Here is a 19133-nt window from a genome sequence, read left to right on the forward strand (position 1 = left end):
ACAGCCTGTTCGAGCGTGCATACGAGTGAGGACCAGTCGTGCCCCTGACCTTCCTGACGGCCGACCGCGCATTCGACGAGGCCGCGGACGACATCGCCCTGCCGCACCACGACGAGAACCGCTGGCGCCGCCCGTACCGCCCCGGCCCCTGGCGGGTCGGGGCGGCCGCGCTTCTGCTGCTGCTGGCCTCGTACATGCTCGTCGCGGCGGTGATCGTCGCCCTGGCGGGCGCGCTGTCCGGAACGATCACGGCGGCGGTCTCGGCCGCCGCCGTGATCGCGCTGGCGCTGCGGGTGCTGCGCATGGGCGCGTGGGTCAGCGCGCAGGGACTGCGGCAGGTCTCCCTGCTCACCACCCGCACCGTGCCCTGGCAGCGACTGTCCCGGGTACGGACCGTCCAGCAGCCGGTGAAGTGGCTCGGGCTGCCGCGCACTGTGCAGGGCCAGGCGCTGGTCGCGTCGCCCGACGGCAAGGAGCCGCTGCGGCCGCTGCTCACCGACCACAACGCCGACTTCCTGGGCCGCCCCGGGGCCTTCGACCGGGCGGCGGACGCGGTGGAGGGCTGGGCCGCGCACTACGGCCGCTGAGAGCGGCGCCGCCCACCGGCATCCCCGGCTCCACCGCGCGCCGGTACGCCCCCCGAAGGGCCGGTGCCCGGGTACGCGGTGCCCGCCACCGCGCGGCAGCGGGCCCACGGGCCGAAAGTACAGCGGGGTTCAGGCGCGGACGGGACGGCCGTCGTGCAGGGCGATGGCCCGCTGCATGGCCTTGCGGGCGCGGGGCGTGTCCCGCGCGTCGCGGTAGGCGACGGCGAGCCGGAACCAGACCCGCCAGTCCCCCGGTGCCGCCTCCGCCTCGGCCTTGCGGCGGGCGAAGACGGCGTCGGCCGAGTCGCGGTCGATCCGGCCGCTCGGGGTCCGGACCAGCTCGTCGACGGGCAGGCCGCCCTCCGCCTCCAGCTCGGCGGCGAGCCGGTCCGCGTCGCGGGCGAAACGCGTGGTCTGCCACAGGAACCACACGCCGATCAGCGGTATCACCAGCACGGAGAAGCCGAAGGTGACGGTCACCACCGTGCCCTGCCCGATCAGCGCCAGGCCCCGGCCGCCGGCCAGCACGAAGTAGACGCAGAGGACCGCCGCGAGAACGCTGTAGGTGATCTTGTCGCGCACGGCCGTCAGTCCAGGTCCATGAAGTGTTCCAGGCCGAAGGTGAGGCCGGGCGTCGAGCCCACGCGCCGCACGCCGAGCAGGATGCCCGGCATGAAGCAGCTGTGGTGCAGGGAGTCGTGCCGGATGGTGAGCGTCTCGCCGGTGTCGCCGAACAGCACCTCCTGGTGCGCGAGCAGCCCGCGCAGCCGCACCGAGTGCACCGGTACCCCGTCCACGTCGGCGCCGCGCGCCCCGTCGAGCGCCGTGGTGGTGGCGTCGGGCTGGGGGCCGCGGCCGGCCTCGCGCCGGGCCCCGGCGATGAGCTGGGCGGTGCGGGTCGCCGTGCCGGAGGGGGCGTCCGCCTTGTTCGGGTGGTGCAGTTCGACGACCTCGGAGGACTCGAACCAGCGGGCCGCCTTCCGCGCGAACTCCATCGTCAGCACGGCGCCGATGGAGAAGTTGGGCGCGATGAGCACACCGGTTCCTGGGGACTCGGCGAGCAGTCCGCGTACGGTCTCCAGGCGCTCGTCGGTCCAGCCGGTGGTGCCGACCACGGCGTGGATGCCGTTGCGGATCAGGAAGTCCAGATTGCCCATCACCGCGTCGGGATGGGTGAGATCGACCGTGACCTGGGCCTTCGCCGCGGTCAGCGCGGCCGGCTCGTCGTCGCGGTCGAGCGCGGCGACGAGCTCCATGTCCTCGGCGGACTCCACCGCGCGGACGGCCTCGGACCCGATGCGCCCCTGGGCGCCCAGGACTGCCACTCGGAGCTTGCTGCTCATGGCGGGTTGTTCCTCACTTCTTCCGTGGACCGGCCGGCCGGCCCGCCGTGGGCCGGCGGCGGCCGGTGAGCTGACGCGCCGGCCTCCAGTGTGCCGCCGCGGCCGGGTGGGCCGTCAGGCCACCACCTCGTGGAGACGGTCGGCCTGCCGGTCCTTGAGCGGCCCGATGACCGACAGCGAGGGCCGCTGTCCCAGCAGATCACGCGCCACCTCGCGGACCTCGTCCGGGGTGACGGCCGCGATCCGGGCGAGCATGTCGTCGACCGACAACTGGTCGCCCCAGACGAGCTCGCCCTTGCCGATGCGGTGCATCAGCGCGCCGGTGTCCTCCAGGCCGAGGACCGTGGAGCCGGACAGCTGTCCCGTGGCCCGCCGGATCTCCTCGTCGGTCAGCCCGTGCCGGGCGGCCTGTTCCAGCTCGTCGCGGCAGAGCTTGAGGACGTCGTGGACCTGGCCGGGACGGCAGCCGGCGTAGACGCCGAAGAGCCCGCAGTCGGCGAAGCCCGTGGTGAAGGAGTAGACGGAGTAGGCCAGCCCGCGCTTCTCCCGGATCTCCTGGAAGAGCCGGGAGCTCATGCCGCCGCCGAGCGCGGTGTTGAGGACGCCGAGCGCCCAGCGGCGTTCGTCGGTGCGGGGCAGGCCGGGCATGCCCAGCACCACGTGCGCCTGCTCGGTGCTCCGGCTGAGCAGATCGACCCGTCCGGCGGCGCGGACGGCGCGGCTGCCGGAGCGCGGGCCGACCGGCTCCGCGTCCGTACGGGACAGCGCGCCGGCCTGTTCGAAGGCGGCGTGGACCAGTCCGGTGATGCGGTCGTGGTCGACGTTGCCCGCGGCGGTGACGACCAGGTGCGTCGGGTCGTAGTGCTTCTTGTAGAAGCGGGCGACGCGGTCGCGGGTGAGCCCCTCGACCGTCTCGACGGTGCCCAGGACCGGGCGGCCGAGCGGGCTGTCGCCGAGCATGGTGCGGGTGAAGAGGTCGTGGACGCAGTCGTCCGGGTCGTCCTCCGTCATGGCGATCTCTTCGAGGATCACCCCGCGCTCGGCCTCGACCTCGGCCGCGTCGATGACCGAACCCGTGAGCATGTCGCAGAGGACGTCGACGGCCAGCGGGACGTCACGGTCCAGCACCCGTGCGTAGTAGCACGTGTACTCCTTGGTCGTGAAGGCGTTCATCTCGCCGCCCACGGCGTCCAGCGCGGCGGAGATGTCCAGCGCGCTGCGCCGCCCGGTGCCCTTGAAGAGCAGGTGTTCCAGGTAGTGCGTGGCGCCGCCCAGGGCCGGGGTCTCGTCGCGGGAGCCGACGCGCGCCCAGATGCCGAAGGTGACCGAGCGGACCGTCGGGAGGGTTTCGGTGACGACCCGCAGGCCGCCGGGGAGGGTGGTGCGGCGGACCGTGCCGGTGCCGTTGTCGCCCGGGAGGAGCGTTTCGGTACGGCCGACGGCCCGCCCCTCCGAGGAGGTGCGGGCCGTCGGGCGGTGTGATCCGCCCGCAGGGGGCAGGGTGGTCACTTGGCGGCTTCGTCCTTCGTCTGCGGCTGGGCCTCGGGCTGGGCGGCCTCGCCGCCCTCCTCGTCCATGACGGGGATCAGCGAGAGCTTGCCGCGCTGGTCGATCTCGGCGATCTCGACCTGGACCTTCGCGCCGACCTTGAGCACGTCCTCGACGTTCTCCACGCGCTTGCCGCCGGCGAGCTTGCGGATCTGCGAGATGTGCAGCAGGCCGTCCTTGCCCGGCATCAGCGAGACGAAGGCACCGAAGGTGGTGGTCTTGACGACCGTGCCCAGGTAGCGCTCGCCGACCTCCGGCATCGTCGGGTTGGCGATGCCGTTGATGACCGCGCGGGCGGCCTCGGCGGCGGAGCCGACGGCGGCACCGATGTAGATGGTGCCGTCGTCCTCGATGGTGATGTCGGCGCCGGTGTCCTCCTGGATCTGGTTGATCATCTTGCCCTTGGGGCCGATGACCTCACCGATCTTGTCCACCGGGATCTTGACGGTGATGATCCGCGGGGCGTTCGGGGACATCTCGTCCGGGACGTCGATGGCCTCGTTCATCACGTCCAGGATGTGCAGACGGGCGTCGCGGGCCTGCTTGAGCGCCGCGGCCAGCACGGAGGCCGGGATGCCGTCCAGCTTGGTGTCGAGCTGGAGGGCGGTGATGAACTGCCGGGTGCCGGCGACCTTGAAGTCCATGTCGCCGTAGGCGTCCTCCGCACCGAGGATGTCGGTGAGGGTGACGTAGTGCGTCTCGCCGTCGACCTCCTGGGAGATCAGGCCCATCGCGATGCCCGCGACCGGCGCCTTGAGCGGCACACCGGCGTTCATCAGTGACATGGTGGAGGCGCAGACCGAGCCCATGGACGTCGAGCCGTTGGAGCCCAGCGCCTCGGAGACCTGCCGGATGGCGTACGGGAACTCCTCGCGGCTCGGGAGGACCGGGAGGATCGCCCGCTCGGCGAGCGCGCCGTGGCCGATCTCGCGGCGCTTCGGCGAACCGACGCGGCCCGTCTCCCCGACGGAGAACGGCGGGAAGTTGTAGTTGTGCATGTAGCGCTTGCGCGTCTCGGGCGCGAGCGTGTCCAGCATCTGCTCCATGCGGAGCATGTTGAGGGTGGTGACGCCCAGGATCTGGGTCTCACCGCGCTCGAACAGCGCCGAGCCGTGCACCCGCGGAATCGCCTCGACCTCGGCGGCGAGGGTGCGGATGTCCGTGACACCGCGGCCGTCGATGCGGACCTTGTCCTTGATGACGCGCTCGCGCACCAGGGACTTGGTCAGCGCACGGTAGGCGCCCGAGATCTCCTTCTCGCGCCCCTCGAACTGCGGCAGCAGCTTCTCGGCGGCCAGCGCCTTGACCCGGTCCAGCTCGGCCTCGCGGGCCTGCTTGCCGGGGATGGTGAGCGCCTGGGCGAGCTCGTCGCGGACCGCGTGGGTCAGCGCCTCCAGGACGTCGTCCTGGAACTCCAGGTAGAGCGGGAACTCGCCGACCGGCTTGGCGGCCTTCGCGGCGAGGTCGGCCTGCGCCTTGCAGAGCGCCTTGATGAAGGGCTTCGCGGCCTCCAGACCGGCGGCGACGACCTCCTCGGTGGGCGCCTCGGCGCCGCCCTTGACCAGCTCTACGGTCTTGGTGGTGGCCTCGGCCTCGACCATCATGATCGCGACGTCGCCGTCCTCCAGGACACGGCCCGCGACGACCATGTCGAAGACGGCGTCCTCCAGCTCGGAGTGGGTGGGGAAGGCCACCCACTGGCCGTTGATCAGGGCGACGCGGGTGCCGCCGATCGGGCCGGAGAAGGGCAGGCCCGCGAGCTGCGTGGAGCAGGAGGCGGCGTTGATCGCGACCACGTCGTAGAGGTGGTCGGGGTTGAGCGCCATGATCGTCTCGACGATCTGGATCTCGTTGCGCAGGCCCTTCTTGAAGGAGGGGCGCAGCGGCCGGTCGATCAGGCGGCAGGTGAGGATGGCGTCCTCGGAGGGGCGGCCCTCCCGGCGGAAGAACGAGCCGGGGATGCGCCCGGCGGCGTACATCCGCTCCTCGACGTCGACCGTCAGCGGGAAGAAGTCGAGCTGTTCCTTGGGGTTCTTGGACGCGGTGGTGGCCGACAGCACCATGGTGTCGTCGTCCAGGTAGGCCACGGCGGAGCCGGCGGCCTGACGGGCCAGACGGCCCGTCTCGAAACGGATGGTGCGGGTGCCGAAGGAACCGTTGTCGATGACGGCCTCGGCGTAGTGGGTCTCGTTCTCCACCAGGAAAATCTCCTCGTCTGCGTCCCCCTGCCCGTGTGGCGGGGGACGATGGCGGCGGAGCGTCCCTGCCGTTCGCCCCGCGGGCCGGGCCGGTCTTCGATCGAAGCCTCCGGAGACGGCTGCCTCCGACGGCCACTACCGAGGACCGGCGCCTGTGGCGCGGTGCTGCGGTGGGATGGTGCTCCCCCTCATACGTTGTTCTCTTGTTCCGACCAGACTACAAAGCTTCCGCTTCCGTCACACGACGGAGCGGTCCGGCCGGTGTCCGGCGCTGCGCGGCGCACAGGCGCACGGACGGCGCATACGGCGAAGGGAGCGGCCCCCAGCGTGGGAGCCGCTCCCTTCACGGCGTCTTACTTCGCGCCCGCCGCGCCGCGGCGGATGCCCAGGCGCTCCACGAGCGCGCGGAAGCGCTGGATGTCCTTCTTCGCCAGGTACTGCAGCAGCCGGCGGCGCTGGCCGACCAGGAGCAGCAGACCACGGCGGGAGTGGTGGTCGTGCTTGTGGGTCTTGAGGTGCTCGGTGAGGTCCGAGATGCGGCGGGTGAGCATCGCGACCTGGACCTCGGGGGAACCGGTGTCACCCTCCTTGGTCGCGAACTCGGCCATGATCTGCTTCTTCGTAGCGGCGTCGAGCGACACGCGGTACTCCTCTGTGGTGTTCGATGCGCCCACGAGTGCCCCTGGTCTTGGTCTCAGGGGGGCTTCCGTGACTCGGAGGCGGGGGTCCGATGAGCGCTGCGCCCAGAGCCCGCGGGCTCCGGGGGTGCGTACACAAACGGCCGTCACACAGCGTACCAGCACCGCTCAGGAGGTCAGCGCCCGGAGGGAGTGGTAGACGTCGAAGACCGCGAGACAGAGCGGGATCAGGGTCAGCAGGACGAAGGCCTCGGCGATCTCCAGGAACCGGCCCCAGAACGGGGCCACGCCCTTCCGGGGCACGATCAGCCCCAGGGCGACGACCACCGCGGCGACCGCGGCGATCGCGGCGGCGAGCCAGACCGTGCGGAGGTCCAGCGCCGCGCCGTCGCCCCGCAGGGCGTCCCGGACCAGCGCCGCGGGCGGATTGAGCGCGAGCCCGAGCCCGAGCAGCACCAGCGCCCCGAGGCCGGCGGCGAGGGCGCAGCCGACCTGCGAGGTGTAGCGGAAGAGGTGGGCGCGCATCAGCATGGCGGCGCCCGTCGCCAGCGCGAGCAGCTGGCCCCAGACCTGGCCCGAGAAGCCGAGCACGGCGGCCGAGCCCACGGCCACCAGGGCGCAGCCGCCGACCAGGCCGACCAGCAGCTCGTGGCCGCGTCGCGCCCGGGCGGCGACGCGCTCGGCGTCCACCGGCCCCTGGGGGTCCGGGTCCGCCCCGTAGTCGCCCCGGGTGGTGCGCGGCGGCTCGAAGCCGATGGGGAGCCGGGCGAAGCGCGTGGAGAGCCCGGGAAGGAAGGCGAGCGCGCCCACGGAGAGCGGGGCGCAGACGGCGGCGGTCTCGCTCGCCGTCATACCGGCCGCGATCGCGGTGAAGGTCACCAGCAGTCCGGTGGCGGAGGCGAGGACGAAGGCGACGAACGGGCTGTCGCCGCTGGGGGCGACCGCCGTCAGGATCACCGCGAGGACGAGAACGGCGGCGCAGGCGAGGAGGAACTGCAGCTTGCCGACGCCCTGGCCCGCGGCCGGGGGCAGCAGGCCCGCACCGGCCACCGCGGCGTTCGCCAGGGCGCCGACGCCCAGCGCCACCGCCGAGCCCCGGTCGTCGTACACCCGTGCGCGGACGCCCGCGAAGGCGAGGAGCAGGACGCCGGCGACGGCGGCGAGGATGCCGGGGAGGCCGTGGGTGTCGTGGCGCGGGCCGGCCGTCCACAGCACGAAGGCGAGCAGCACCAGCAGCACCGAGCCGCCGAAGAGGCCGGCGCCCCGCATCAGGTCGTCCGTCCACAGCGTGCGGTCCCGGGCGACGGCGGAGGCGACGGCGTCCGACACGTCGTCGAAGACCGCCGGGGGCAGGGACTCGGCGAAGGGACGCAGGGCGAGCAGTTCGCCGTCGAGGATGCGCTGCGCGGCGAGGGACCGCGCGCCGTCCAGCACGGTCCCGTTGCGGCGCACCAGGTGGTATCCCACCGGGGCCCCCGCCTCGGCGCTCTGCCCGGAGAGGCGGAGGATCTCGGGGCAGAGGTCGGCGACGGGGATGTCGTCCGGCAGTGCGACGTCGACGCGGCCGTCCGGCGCGACGACCGTGACCCGGCAGAAGCCGGTTCCGCCGCCGGGCGGGGTCGCGGAGGGCGGGTGCCCGGCTCCGGTGGCCGCGGCTGGGGCCGTCATACTCACCTGCTGCTTCCCCTCGTCCTTGCTGGTGGCCGCGCTCCGCGGCCGCGGAGCGCGGGCCGTGGCGGCGCGTCCCGAACGGCCTGGCCGTCACGGGCGGTTCGTGGCCGGGCAGCGGGACGCCGCGCCACCCTACCGCCCGTCCGTCACTCTGTGCGCCAGTAGGATCGCTCCGCGCGGAGGGTCCCGTCACCGCGGGGGTGCCGAACGCGATGTGTCCGTCCGGCAAGGGAATTGGTGAGCAGTGAGCCAGATCGTCGTCAAGCGCCCGCCACGGGCCCTGCCCCCCGAGGTGCCCGACGAGGAACTGCGGCTGCAGCCGCCCCCCGAACTGCCGAGAGGCCAGCAGGAGGGCGCCCTCATGCAGTTGCTGCCCATGCTGGGCATGGGCGGCTCGGTGGTGTTCTTCTTCATGACGCCCAATCCGATCATGCGGATCATGGGCATGGTGATGATCGCGTCGACGGTCGCCATGGCGATCGCGATGCTGGTCCGCTACCGGCGCGGCACCCAGGGGCAGCTGGCGGACCTGCGGCGCGACTACCTCAAGTACCTGACGCAGACCCGGCGCGCGGTGCTCCGGACGGCGCGGCTCCAGCGTGCCGGGCAGTTCTACCTGCACCCCTCGCCGGAGCAGTTGTGGGCGCTGGTCGCCGAGGGCGGCCGGGTGTGGGAACGCCGGATCAGCGACGAGGACTTCGGGCAGGTGCGCGTCGGCCTGGGCAGCCAGCAGCTCGCCACCCCCCTCGTCCGCCCGGAGACGGCGCCCGTGGACGACCTGGAGCCACTCACCGCGGACGCGATGCGGCGGTTCCTGGCGACGCACTCCACGCTCGACGGTCTCCCGATCGCCGTCTCCCTGCGCGCCTTCTACCAGCTGACCGTCAGCGGCGAGCCGGAGTCCGCGCGGTCCGCGACGCGCGCGATGGTGGCCTCCCTCGCCTCGCTCCACTCGCCCGAGGATCTCGTGATCGCCGTCGCCGCCGGCCCCGAGGAGGCGCGGCACTGGGAGTGGACGAAGTGGCTCCCGCACGTCCAGGCACCGGGGCCCGGGGACGGCGCGGGGAGCCGGCGGCTCATCACCACCGACGCGCACGAACTGCACGACCTGCTGGCCCCGCGGCTGGAGGGCAGGCCCCGCTTCCAGGGTGCCGCGCACCCCCTGCTGGACCGGCCCCACATCGTCGTCGTCCTCGACGGCCGGTCGGTACCGCCGGTGTCGCCCTTCGCCGCGGCCGAGGGCCTGCAGGGCGTGACGCTGATCGAGGTCGTGCCCGGGGAGACCGGCGGCCCGCGCGGCGGCCTGTCCGTCGTGGTGCACCCGGACTCCCTCCGGCTCGAGTCGGGGCACGGCCAGGTGTACGACGGGGAGCCCGACGCGATGAGCCCGGAGGCGGCGGAGGCCCTCGCCCGCCAGCTCGCCCCGCTCCGCGTCGCCACGGGCGGGGACGACGCGGAACCCCTGCTCGCCAACCTGGAATTCACCGATCTGCTGAACCTGGGCGACGCCGCCTCCGTCGACGTCGCCCGGACCTGGCGGACGCGGTCGCAGTCCGAGCGGCTCCGGGTGCCGATCGGCGTCGGCGAGGACGGCGCACCCGTGATGCTGGACCTCAAGGAGGCGGCGCAGGAGGGCATGGGCCCGCACGGCCTGTGCGTCGGCGCCACCGGCTCCGGCAAGTCGGAGCTGCTGCGCACGCTGGTCCTGGGCCTGGCCGTCACGCACTCCTCGGAGACCCTCAACTTTGTCCTCGCGGACTTCAAGGGCGGCGCCACCTTCGCCGGGATGTCCCGCATGCCGCACGTCGCCGCCGTGATCACGAACCTCGCGGACGACCTGACGCTCGTCGACCGGATGGGCGACTCCATCCGCGGCGAGCTCAACCGCCGGCAGGAGATGCTGCGCGACGCCGGCAACTACGCCAACATCCACGACTACGAGAAGGCGCGCGCCGCCGGGGCCCCGCTGCAGCCCATCCCCTCGCTGGTGCTCGTCATCGACGAGTTCAGCGAACTCCTCAGCGCCATGCCGGACTTCATCGAGATGTTCGTGCAGATCGGCCGGATCGGCCGCTCCCTGGGCGTCCATCTGCTGCTCGCCTCGCAGCGGCTGGAGGAGGGCCGGCTGCGCGGTCTGGAGACCTACCTGTCGTACCGGATCGGCCTGCGCACCTTCTCCGCGGCCGAATCGCGCGCCGCGCTCGGCGTGCCGGACGCCTACCAGCTGCCCAACGTCCCCGGTTCCGGCTACCTCAAGTTCGGGACGGACGAGATGGTGCGGTTCAAGGCGGCCTACGTCTCCGGTGTCCACCGCGCCCCCTCGCACCGGGCCGCCGCGCCCGGAGGATCCCTTCGCGTGGACCGCAGGCCGGTCGCGTTCACCGCCGCCCCGGTGCCCGTCCGCTACGCCGAACCCGCCGCCCGGCCCCGGGTACCCGACCAGCGCCGCCCGGAGGACGACGCGCTGGCCGACACCGTGCTCGACGTGATCGTCCGCCGGCTGGAGGGGCGCGGCGCGGAGGCCCACCAGGTGTGGCTGCCGCCGCTGGACAACCCGCCGCCGCTGGACGAGCTCCTGCCGGGGCTCGCGGGCGTCCCGGGCCGCGGGCTGACCCGGCCCGGGTACGAGGGCGGCAGGCTCGTCGTCCCCGTCGGCGTGGTCGACAAGCCGTACGAGCAGCGCCGCGACACGCTCTACCGGGACTTCTCCGGCGCCGCCGGCCACATGCAGATCATCGGTGGCCCGCAGTCGGGCAAGTCGACGCTGCTGCGCACGCTCATCGCGGGCTTCGCGCTGACCCACACGCCGCAGGAGGTGCAGTTCTACGCACTCGACTTCGGCGGCGGCGGCCTGTCCTCGATCGCCGGCCTGCCCCATGTGGGCGGGGTCGCCTCACGTCTGGATCCCGAGCGGGTGCGGCGGACGGTCGCCGAGGTGTACGGGATCCTGGCGCGGCGCGAGGAGTACTTCCGCGGCGCGGGCATCGACTCCATCGCCACGTACCGCCGCCTGCGGGCCCGCGGCGACATCTCCCCGGAGGACCAGCCGTGGGGCGACGTGTTCCTGGTCATCGACGGCTGGGGCAACTTCCGCAGCGACTACGAGGGCCTGGAGCACGGAGTCCTCGACATCGCGGCCCGCGGGCTCGGCTACGGTGTCCACCTCGTCCTCACCGCCTCGCGCTCGATGGAGGTCCGCGCCCACCTCAAGGACCATCTGATGAACCGGCTTGAACTGCGGCTGGGTGACACGATGGACTCCGAGCTGGACCGCAAGGCGGCCGCCAACGTGCCCACCGGCGTCCCGGGCCGCGGTCTCACCCCCGAGAAACTGCATTTCATGGCCGCGGTGCCGCGGATCGACTCCATCAACTCCGACAGCGACCTCTCCGAGGCCACGGCCGCGATGACCCAGGAGGTCGGCCGCCACTGGACCGCCCCGGGAGCCCCCGAGGTCAGGCTGCTCCCCCGCGACCTGCCGGCGGAGAACCTCCCGGCGGGCTCGGCGCACCCGCAGCGCGGGGTCGCCTTCGCCATCGACGAGAACAACCTGGAACCGGTCTTCGTCGACTTCGAACGCGACCCGTTCTTCCTGGTTTTCGGCGAGAGCGAGTCCGGCAAGTCCAACCTGCTGCGGCTGCTCATCAAGCAGCTCACCGAGCGCTACGACGGCGACTCCTGCAAGCTCCTCGTCGTCGACAACCGCCGCGCGCTGCTGGACGTCACCCCGGCCACGCACCTGGCCGACTACGTGCCGATGTCCAACAACATGGACCACCATGTGGAGGCGCTGGCCGACCTGATGAAGCGCCGCACCCCGCCGGCCGACGTCACCGCCCGGCAGCTCCGCGACCGCAGCTGGTGGAGCGGCCCCTCGGTGTACGTGATCGTCGACGACTACGACCTGGTCTCCACGTCCAGCGGCAACCCCCTCGCGCAGCTCACGGAGATGCTGCCCTTCGCACGGGACGTGGGGGTGCGCTTCATCATCGCCCGCAGCTCGGCCGGCGCGAGCCGGGCCGCCTACGAGTCCTTCATGCAGCGGATGATGGAACTCGGCGCGCAGGGCGTGCTGCTCTCCGGTGACCCGCAGGAGGGAGACGTGCTCGGCGGCGTCCGGATGCGCCCGATGCCGCCGGGCCGGGGCTTCTTCGTCTCACGCCAGCGCGGCAATCCCCTGGTGCAGACGGGTCTGCTGCCGACGGAGGTGTGCTGATGATCGGCGCCGCCGTCTTCACCGGTGCCTTCGCGGTGGCGTTCCTCGCCTTCGCCCTCTTCGTCGACCCGCGGAAGCTGTGGTGGCGCTTCCGGGCCCGGCACTTCGAGCACCCCGAGGCCCACGAGCCGTCGGCGGCGTCGTTCATGTGGCGCCGGGTGCTGCTGGGAGTTCTGGGGCTGGTCCTGGTGTGGCAGTGCGTGGAACTGCTGCGTCTGGCGGGGGTCTTCAAGACCGGTCCGGACCACGCGGAGGTCCTCGAACGAGTCGAGAACGCGGCGCTGAACCTGGAGACCGGCAAGGACGGCGGACAGTACAAGATGCCGGTGGGCGAGGGGTCCTGGGGCTTCTTCATCGACCCCCGGCTCAAGGGCCCCGGCGACGACCCGGTCGCGCATCTCGTCTCCGCGACCGACGCCGAAGGGGACGGCGAGGACGTGGAGCGCTACGAGATCGACGGCATATGCCTGACGGTCAGGGCGACGCCGGATCCGGGCCAGTCCGAAATGGATCACGCCATCGACAATCTCACCTATCGCGTGCAGACCGACGTTGTGGACAGTCCTTGCGAGGACGAGTAGGCCGTCCGTAGGTTGAACCAGTTCTCGGCCGCGCTGGTCTGGCGGTCCGTCAGTAAGAAACACGGGGGAAGGAGCACCCGCGGATGGCGTGGGACGAGTGGGAGCAGTTGAAGGCCTCGGCGGCCCAACGGCAGTCGGCGCAGATGCAGTTGAACCGGTTGCCGGATGAGGACCGGCCGAACACCGGTACGGCTCCCGGCGACCTGAAAGCGGGCCAGACGGATCTCGCTCAGATCGGCGATGAGGCGTTCCAGCTCTACAAGCGGCTGTGGGACGAAGCCCGCCCTCAGGACGCCGACCCCGCAGGGCCCGATCTCGACCGGCAGGGTTTCGCGCTCGGCGCAGCGCTGAAACACGTCTCCACACGCTGGGACAAGCAGCTCGGCTCCCTCATGGACGCGTGTGCCCTCATTTCGAACCACATGGAGTTCTCCAACAAGGTGCACACCGAGGACGACACCCGGATCCAGCGGCACGTGAGCAGCATCCACACCCTCGACCAGGGCTTCGACGAGTCGTACGCACCCCCCGGTGAGCACAACAAGGTGTACGGCGAGCAGGACGAGAAGGACTAGGGGGAACGGCTCGTGGATTTCGAGGCCCTTCATTCGGCCAACTTCAGCAAGCTGGACAGCGCAGTGAAGTCCTGGAACGGCGTCGTCGGCAAACTCGTGACGCTGGAGAAGGACGCGCGTGAGGGACTGCGCGGCAAGGCCAACAAGGCCGACTGGTCCGGTTACAACGCCACCGTCTCACGGGAGTTCATCGGCAAGACCGCCGGCGAGTTCGAGGACGCGCACACGCAGGCGACGTCGATCCGGGACATCATCCGGGACACCCGTAACGAACTGAAGCACCAGCAGAGCGAACTGCTGAACGCGATCGCCCGGGGCCGGGACAACCACCTCCTCGTCCAAGCAAAGGGCAGCGGTTTCACGGTGGAAGACCCCGAGAACAAGGCGGCGGGCGGCCAGACGGCTGTCGACGCCCTGCGGGACGACCTCCAGCGCATCCTCGACAAGGCAACCGAGATCGACACCTCCGCGGCCACCGCTCTCAAGGCCCTGGTCGATCTCACCGATTACGGATTCTCCGGGGCCGAGTACAAGGACCGCGACGCGGCCGCCGTAGCCGTCAAGACGGCCGAGCAACTGGCCGCACTGGCCAAGAAGAGTCCCGAGGACCGGAGCACCGCGGAGTTCGACGCCCTCGTCGCCGGCCTCACCAAGCACTCGGGCGACGAGATCTTCGCCGAACATTTCGCCTCGACGCTCGGCGCCAAGGGGACCCTGGAGTTCTGGGCCGGGATCAATGACCCGCACCGGGGCCGGGAAGTCGGCCAGGAGCGGCACGACCAACTGGACGACCTGCAGAAGCATCTCGGCCTGACCCTCGCCACGGCGACCCAGGCGGACACCGTCGAGATGGCCACGTGGAAGCGCGAGATGACGGACCTCGGCAGCCAGCCCGTGAGCAAGAACGGCTATACGCTGGGCTTCCAGGTCATGAGCAATCTCATGCGCTGGGGGAACTACGACGACCGGTTCCTGACGGACTACGGAACAGAGCTCATCAAGACCGAGAAGAAGATGAGTGGCAACGGTCGTCACACGCCAACCGGTTGGGCCCACATGGGGATGGACCCGTACCTCAACCGCACCGGTACCGACTCCGGTTCCGACCCCATGACCGGCTTCATGAAGGCCCTGGCGAACAGTCCCGGCGCGGCCACCGACTTCTTCAATGGCACGTTCGTGACGAAGGACGAGGACCACGACTTCATGACAGAAAACAAGGAAGGAAAGGAGGTGAAGGACGAACTCTCAAATTTCGAGTATCTCTTCCAGGAACGTGACTGGCCGCCGGAGCGGGACAACAAAGGTGAAGAGAGTATCTCCGGGCGCAACAACTTGGCCATGGCTTTGGAGGCCGCGACCACGGGCCACCCCGCAGGCGAGATGCCCACGATCGACACACCGGCGCACAACGACGCCCAGGCCAAGCTCATGGGCGAAATCGTCAAGTCTGTCTCTCAAGACCCAGAGCGTCTGACCAAGCACGGATACATGTCCGACAGCCTGGGGCAGATTGCGTCCGAGTATCTGCCGGACATTAATCGAGCGATGACTGATGACCCATCCAAAGAGACCGATCGACTGTTCCCGGTGACCGGCTCGGCGGCAGATTTGACCCACAGGCATGTTACGCGCTTCCTGGTGACACTGGGCCAGGATCCCGAGGCCTACGCCGCGGTTGAAACAGGCGTGAAAAGCTATATGGGAAATCTACTGGACTACCATCTCAATCCTGACCTTCCGGAGGACGACCGCTACGTTTCGAGCCGGCAGTTCACCGTGGAAGAGATCGCGCATGCTTCAGGAGAGATCTCAGGAGCCCTCGCCATCGGACGCCAAGAGGCCGTGGCCGGCCCAGCCGATCAGTCCGACAATGACTACGCGCACGCCATGACACAGGCAAAGGGCGCCATCTCGGGTGGCATCGGCATCGGAATTGGCATTGGTACGACTTTCGTCGCTTCCCCTGTAGCCGGCGCCGTAGCGGGTGGCGCGGCAAGCACGGTGAGCGGTGCAGTCCTTGAACTGGTCTTCAAGGACGCAGAGGGCGACGCAAAAAGCAGTGCCGGTCAAGAGATGGGCAGACACTGGGAAAATGGTATCGACCGCAACACGGCATATTCCCAAAAGGCGGTGGCGGACGCCGTCAAGGCACACGGCCTGGATCTGCCTGACGCGCACGCCTGGGCGCGTGTGGGCTCCCGCGACGGCTTCCTCGCAGCAGGCACCAACGCCAAGGCCATGTGCCCGGATCTCACAACTGACATTTGATTGGCCTTTGTTGTACGTACATCACTCCCAAGGCAGGCGCAACGTGGAACAGCATCCCCTGACGAACAGTCGGCTGAACGAACGGAGCTGGTGGATTGCCACATTGGTAACGGCCACCCTCGCCCTCGGGCTCACCGGTTGTTCCGGCGAGGCTGAGCGCGCCTACAAAACTCCAGCCTCTCTCTGCGGTGTGTCCCTCGGGTCAGAGCTCCTGTCTCCTTTCCTGCCTCCAGGTTCAACCATCAGTGTCGTGCCTTCCACCCCAGTTGACGGCACCGAACGCTGCACTGTCCGTGTGGATGGCGAGTCGGCAATGGTAGCCAGCCAGGAATGGTGGGACGAGGCGAGTAGGGCAACACCTCAGAAGGTCGCGTCGGCGCATGCTCATGTGGAGCCAGACCACGTCTCGGAGGACGGCAGACACGTCTATTCCTCCAGAGGAGCGGCCTGGAAGGTGTCATGCCGTGAGCCACAACGCAGCAAGAGTGAACTCTTCATAGTTCTGCAAATCCCGGAGTCCGGCAATCCTAACGAGGATGCAATGAAAAAACTCGCCGAGGCATACGCACAGGAAGTGGCATTCTCGGACAAGTGCGTACGAAACAACTGACCGTGCTTGCCCGGGATCCGCAAGGTCGTCCACTCGCACCGGGGAAGCGGTCGTCCTCCTTGCGGCACTGCTGGCAGTCGCCTTGGGGGGCGCTGCGCTCCTCGAGGTCCCGCCGTTCGAGAAGCGCGGCGACATCGGCGTGGAGAGCGTCTGTGCGTCGCTCGGTGACCCGGCGGAGACCGCGCGTGCGTTGGAGCGGCTTCTCCCCGAATCTCCCGATTACTCATTTGATGACACCGTGGGCGGCGGAAGCGTTGCCCAGGGGGATTCCGATTACACCGCCGACTGCTTCGTCTCGGGAGATGACGGTGTTCTGCTCAGCGTCAGAACCGAGATGATCCTTGTCGGCCCCCCGGGAAGCACGCCGGAGGGCTGGGAGGCCGAGGCCCTTGGCGCCAGCGGCTCGGATGAGGGCGAGAGTTTCGCGGCGGGATCGAAGGGCGTGACCTCGGCCGGCGGAGCCGCTGTTCTGGTGCCCTGCACCGAGCCTGGGACTGTTCCAGGGGGCTCGTACAGCCTCAGTCTCGTCGTCGACCGGAAGCAGGCCGCCCGAGAGGACGACTCCGGAGTTCGCAAGGGTCTGGCCGATCTCGCCGTCGGTGCGGCCCGTTACTCCCATGAGAAGGCAGGGTGCGACCTTCCGTCCGAGCTGTCGAGCTGACCAGGCGGTTCGGGTTTCCTGTCCTTGTCGGGGCAGACGGTGGGCGGCAGAACACAAGAACGGCGGGGTGGGCGCCTCCCGTGCGCGTCCATCCCGCCGTTCTTCTGCTGTGCGGCCGCTCTGCCGCCGGGCCGGTGCTTAGAAGTGGCTGGCGGCCTTCTTGTCGCCGGCCTGGTAGGTCGGGCCCGCCTCGCGGACGGCCTTGGCGATGCTCTTCAGGGCCTGCTGGATGACCCGCGTCTCCTTGTCCCACTTCGCGTGGGCCCCGTCGGCCGCGGTCTTGGCCTCGCCCTCGAAGGTGTTCGAGACGGCCCGGATCTTCTTCTGGAGGGCTTCCAGGGACTCGTCCAGCCGCCGCGCACTGATGTCGATGCTCTTGGCTGCTTCGTCGAGCGAGGAGTACGTGACGAGCATGATGTCGCCGTTGTTGTTGGCCATGGATGCTCCTGGTGGCGTGGGTGTCGGTGGGGCGGGGAAGGGGCGCGCAAGTGCGCGGCCCTTCTCAGTACTTGGCGATGTTCGAGACGGCTTGCTTCTCCGCCGCGGCGTCGCCGGAGAAGCCGGCGGTCACGTCGACCCCGCGGAGGGCCGCCTGGACCTCGTCCTCGGTGTTGCCCGCGGTGGTGCGGGTGACCTGGATCGCTTCCTGGAAGTTGAGCAGCAGGCGCGAGATGCGGACCATGGCCTGGTTGATCTCGTTCTGCTTGAGGTCGAAGGCGCCGGCGCCGACGCCCTTCCAGCGGCCCTCGAGTCCGTCGATGGTCCCCTGGAGCTTCTTCACCTCGCCCTTGATGCTTTCGAACTGCGTGGTGATCTCATCCTGGAAGAGCTTGAGATCCTGATCGCCGACCTTCTGGACCGTCATATGTCCTTCTTCCTCTGTTGGGTTCCCGGTGGGACGCGGCCGCCTCTTCCGGGCAGCGCGCGGAGGGTCAGTTGTTTCGGGTGCCGGCGCGGCCCGGAGTCACGCGCCGCGCCGTCGGCGGTGTACGAAGAGGGCGCCGCCGGCCAGCGCGGCCGCTGCGGCCACTCCGCCGAGGATGAGGCCCGCGTTCCCGCCGCCCGCCTTCTCGTCGGAGCCCACCACGGCGGCCTCGGCTCCGGGCTTGCCCTCAGAGGCCTTCGGCGACGGTGATGCGGAGTGCTCGGGCGGCGGCGACTGCTTCTGCTCCTCCACAGCGCCGGGGCCGGTCTTCTTGTTCGTCAGGGGGTTGATGTCCGGGTCACCGGGCTTGCCGATACCGCGGTTGATATGGGCACCGGGGCGGACGACCCCATGACCGAGATAGTTGCTGACGGTGCCCTTCTCCCAGTCGTCTCCACGCCCTGCCGACTCCAGCATGACGCGGAGAACCTGGTTGGCCGTCCAGTCCGGATGGGCGGACCAGATCAGGGCGGCGGAGGCGGAGGCCAGGGCGCTGGCGGCGCTGGTTCCGCCGTCGCCGTCGCAGTAACGCGTGAAGGTGGTGTCGCACCAGGACGGAATGGAGTCTCCCGGAGCGGCGAGATCCACAAACTCCCCGTGCTGAGAGTAATCGGCCACTTCACCGTCCGGACCCATGGCGGCGACGCTGACAGCTGCCGGGTAACTGGCCGGGTAGTTCGGCTTGTTCCCCTTCTTGGCGTTGTTGCCGGCTGCGGCGAAAAAGAGTTTCCCCTTCTTCAGCGCGTACTCAACCGCTTCTTCGTCCTCCAGGACGGGGACGTCAAGTCCGAACGACAGATTGATGATGTCCGCATCACTCTCCGCCGCTGCCCTAATGGCATCCCGGACGCTCCAGCCATTGACTTTGCTGGTCCCCTTCCTCTTCTCGAATTCGATTTCAACGACGCGGAAAGGAATGATCTTGGCGTCCGGCGCAAGACCGCGCAGCCCTCCTCGCCCTCTGCCGGCGATCAACTCGGCCATGGTGGTGCCATGGCCCTCGTAGTCATCAGTGGCCTCCCCCTCCGCGCCGGTCAGGTCGCGGCCCTTCTCCACTTGTCCCTTGAGCGATGCTGTGGAGGGGTTGACTCCGGTGTCAATGACAGCGACCTTGATGCCTTTCCCAGTAGCCGTCTTCCAGATCTCGTCGGCGTGCATGGCCTTCAGGTACCACTGCTTCGACTGCACATCGGCGGCTGCAGCCGAAGGAGCCGTGCCGATGATGGCGGTCCCGAGGAGCCCCACCCCGGTCACGGTGGAGAGGATCCGCCGGAGGGGACGTCGGAGCCCGGGCCTCCGGGCCTGCGAC

Annotated in this window: 16 protein-coding genes; 7 read left to right on the top strand and 9 right to left on the bottom strand. The window is 70.0% G+C overall.

Annotated features, from left to right (window positions below; translation table 11 throughout):
• The first annotated feature begins 38 nt into the window (after positions 1-38).
• Positions 39-587, top strand: a complete 549-nt coding sequence (locus E4N63_RS08405) for a hypothetical protein (RefSeq protein WP_125623789.1) — start codon at positions 39-41, stop codon at positions 585-587.
• Between the two features lie 129 nt (positions 588-716).
• On the opposite strand, the gene E4N63_RS08410 is transcribed toward E4N63_RS08405, so the two are convergent.
• The 6 genes from E4N63_RS08410 to eccD form a co-directional block, all read right to left on the bottom strand.
• A complete protein-coding gene (locus E4N63_RS08410) occupies positions 717-1169 on the bottom strand; it encodes a tetratricopeptide repeat protein (protein WP_125623790.1) in 453 nt (150 codons plus the stop codon).
• A gap of 5 nt (positions 1170-1174) precedes the next feature.
• Positions 1175-1930, bottom strand: a complete 756-nt coding sequence (dapB, locus tag E4N63_RS08415; RefSeq protein ID WP_125623791.1) for a 4-hydroxy-tetrahydrodipicolinate reductase — start codon at positions 1928-1930, stop codon at positions 1175-1177.
• Between the two features lie 114 nt (positions 1931-2044).
• On the bottom strand, positions 2045-3430 hold the full coding sequence (locus E4N63_RS08420; RefSeq protein WP_125623807.1) for a pitrilysin family protein: 1386 nt from the start codon (positions 3428-3430) through the stop codon (positions 2045-2047).
• A 5-nt stretch (positions 3431-3435) separates the two neighbouring features.
• On the bottom strand, positions 3436-5676 hold the full coding sequence (locus E4N63_RS08425; protein ID WP_125623792.1) for a polyribonucleotide nucleotidyltransferase: 2241 nt from the start codon (positions 5674-5676) through the stop codon (positions 3436-3438).
• A gap of 353 nt (positions 5677-6029) precedes the next feature.
• Positions 6030-6317, bottom strand: coding sequence for a 30S ribosomal protein S15 (gene rpsO / locus E4N63_RS08430; RefSeq protein ID WP_019709763.1), 288 nt, complete (start codon positions 6315-6317; stop codon positions 6030-6032).
• A 165-nt stretch (positions 6318-6482) separates the two neighbouring features.
• Positions 6483-7982: a type VII secretion integral membrane protein EccD gene (gene eccD / locus E4N63_RS08435; RefSeq protein ID WP_230240344.1), complete on the bottom strand. Its 1500-nt coding sequence runs from the start codon at positions 7980-7982 to the stop codon at positions 6483-6485.
• 247 nt (positions 7983-8229) lie between these two features.
• Here eccD and eccCa point away from each other — a divergent pair, with 247 nt between their 5' ends.
• The 6 genes from eccCa (at position 8230) to E4N63_RS08465 (ending at position 16899) form a co-directional block, all read left to right on the top strand.
• On the top strand, positions 8230-12201 hold the full coding sequence (gene eccCa / locus E4N63_RS08440) for a type VII secretion protein EccCa (RefSeq protein ID WP_230240345.1): 3972 nt from the start codon (positions 8230-8232) through the stop codon (positions 12199-12201).
• Positions 12201-12782, top strand: a complete 582-nt coding sequence (locus E4N63_RS08445) for a hypothetical protein (RefSeq protein WP_125623795.1) — start codon at positions 12201-12203, stop codon at positions 12780-12782. Before eccCa ends, E4N63_RS08445 begins: the two co-directional genes overlap by 1 nt.
• A gap of 83 nt (positions 12783-12865) precedes the next feature.
• A complete protein-coding gene (locus E4N63_RS08450; protein WP_230240346.1) occupies positions 12866-13357 on the top strand; it encodes a hypothetical protein in 492 nt (163 codons plus the stop codon).
• Between the two features lie 12 nt (positions 13358-13369).
• Positions 13370-15628, top strand: a complete 2259-nt coding sequence (locus E4N63_RS08455) for a DUF6571 family protein (protein WP_230240347.1) — start codon at positions 13370-13372, stop codon at positions 15626-15628.
• A 43-nt stretch (positions 15629-15671) separates the two neighbouring features.
• Positions 15672-16238 (top strand): hypothetical protein, encoded by a 567-nt coding sequence (locus E4N63_RS08460; RefSeq protein ID WP_230240348.1) that lies wholly within the window; start codon positions 15672-15674, stop codon positions 16236-16238.
• An 82-nt stretch (positions 16239-16320) separates the two neighbouring features.
• Entirely contained in the window at positions 16321-16899 is a 579-nt protein-coding gene (locus E4N63_RS08465; protein WP_230240349.1) for a hypothetical protein, read from the top strand.
• Between the two features lie 138 nt (positions 16900-17037).
• On the opposite strand, the gene E4N63_RS08470 is transcribed toward E4N63_RS08465, so the two are convergent.
• The 3 genes from E4N63_RS08470 to E4N63_RS08480 all read right to left on the bottom strand — a co-directional run bounded on the left by E4N63_RS08470 (position 17038) and on the right by E4N63_RS08480 (position 19078).
• Positions 17038-17337 (bottom strand): WXG100 family type VII secretion target, encoded by a 300-nt coding sequence (locus tag E4N63_RS08470; RefSeq protein WP_125623799.1) that lies wholly within the window; start codon positions 17335-17337, stop codon positions 17038-17040.
• Positions 17338-17401: 64 nt separating this feature from the next.
• Positions 17402-17764, bottom strand: a complete 363-nt coding sequence (locus tag E4N63_RS08475; RefSeq protein ID WP_019709771.1) for a WXG100 family type VII secretion target — start codon at positions 17762-17764, stop codon at positions 17402-17404.
• Between the two features lie 99 nt (positions 17765-17863).
• The gene (locus E4N63_RS08480) at positions 17864-19078 is read right to left on the bottom strand and encodes a S8 family serine peptidase (RefSeq protein ID WP_308188666.1); all 1215 of its coding nucleotides are present in this window, start codon (positions 19076-19078) and stop codon (positions 17864-17866) included.
• Positions 19079-19133: the final 55 nt, after the last annotated feature.

Origin of the sequence: Streptomyces sp. MNU89, from assembly GCF_020982505.1 — a bacterium.
GTDB classification, from domain to species: domain Bacteria; phylum Actinomycetota; class Actinomycetes; order Streptomycetales; family Streptomycetaceae; genus Streptomyces; species Streptomyces xinghaiensis.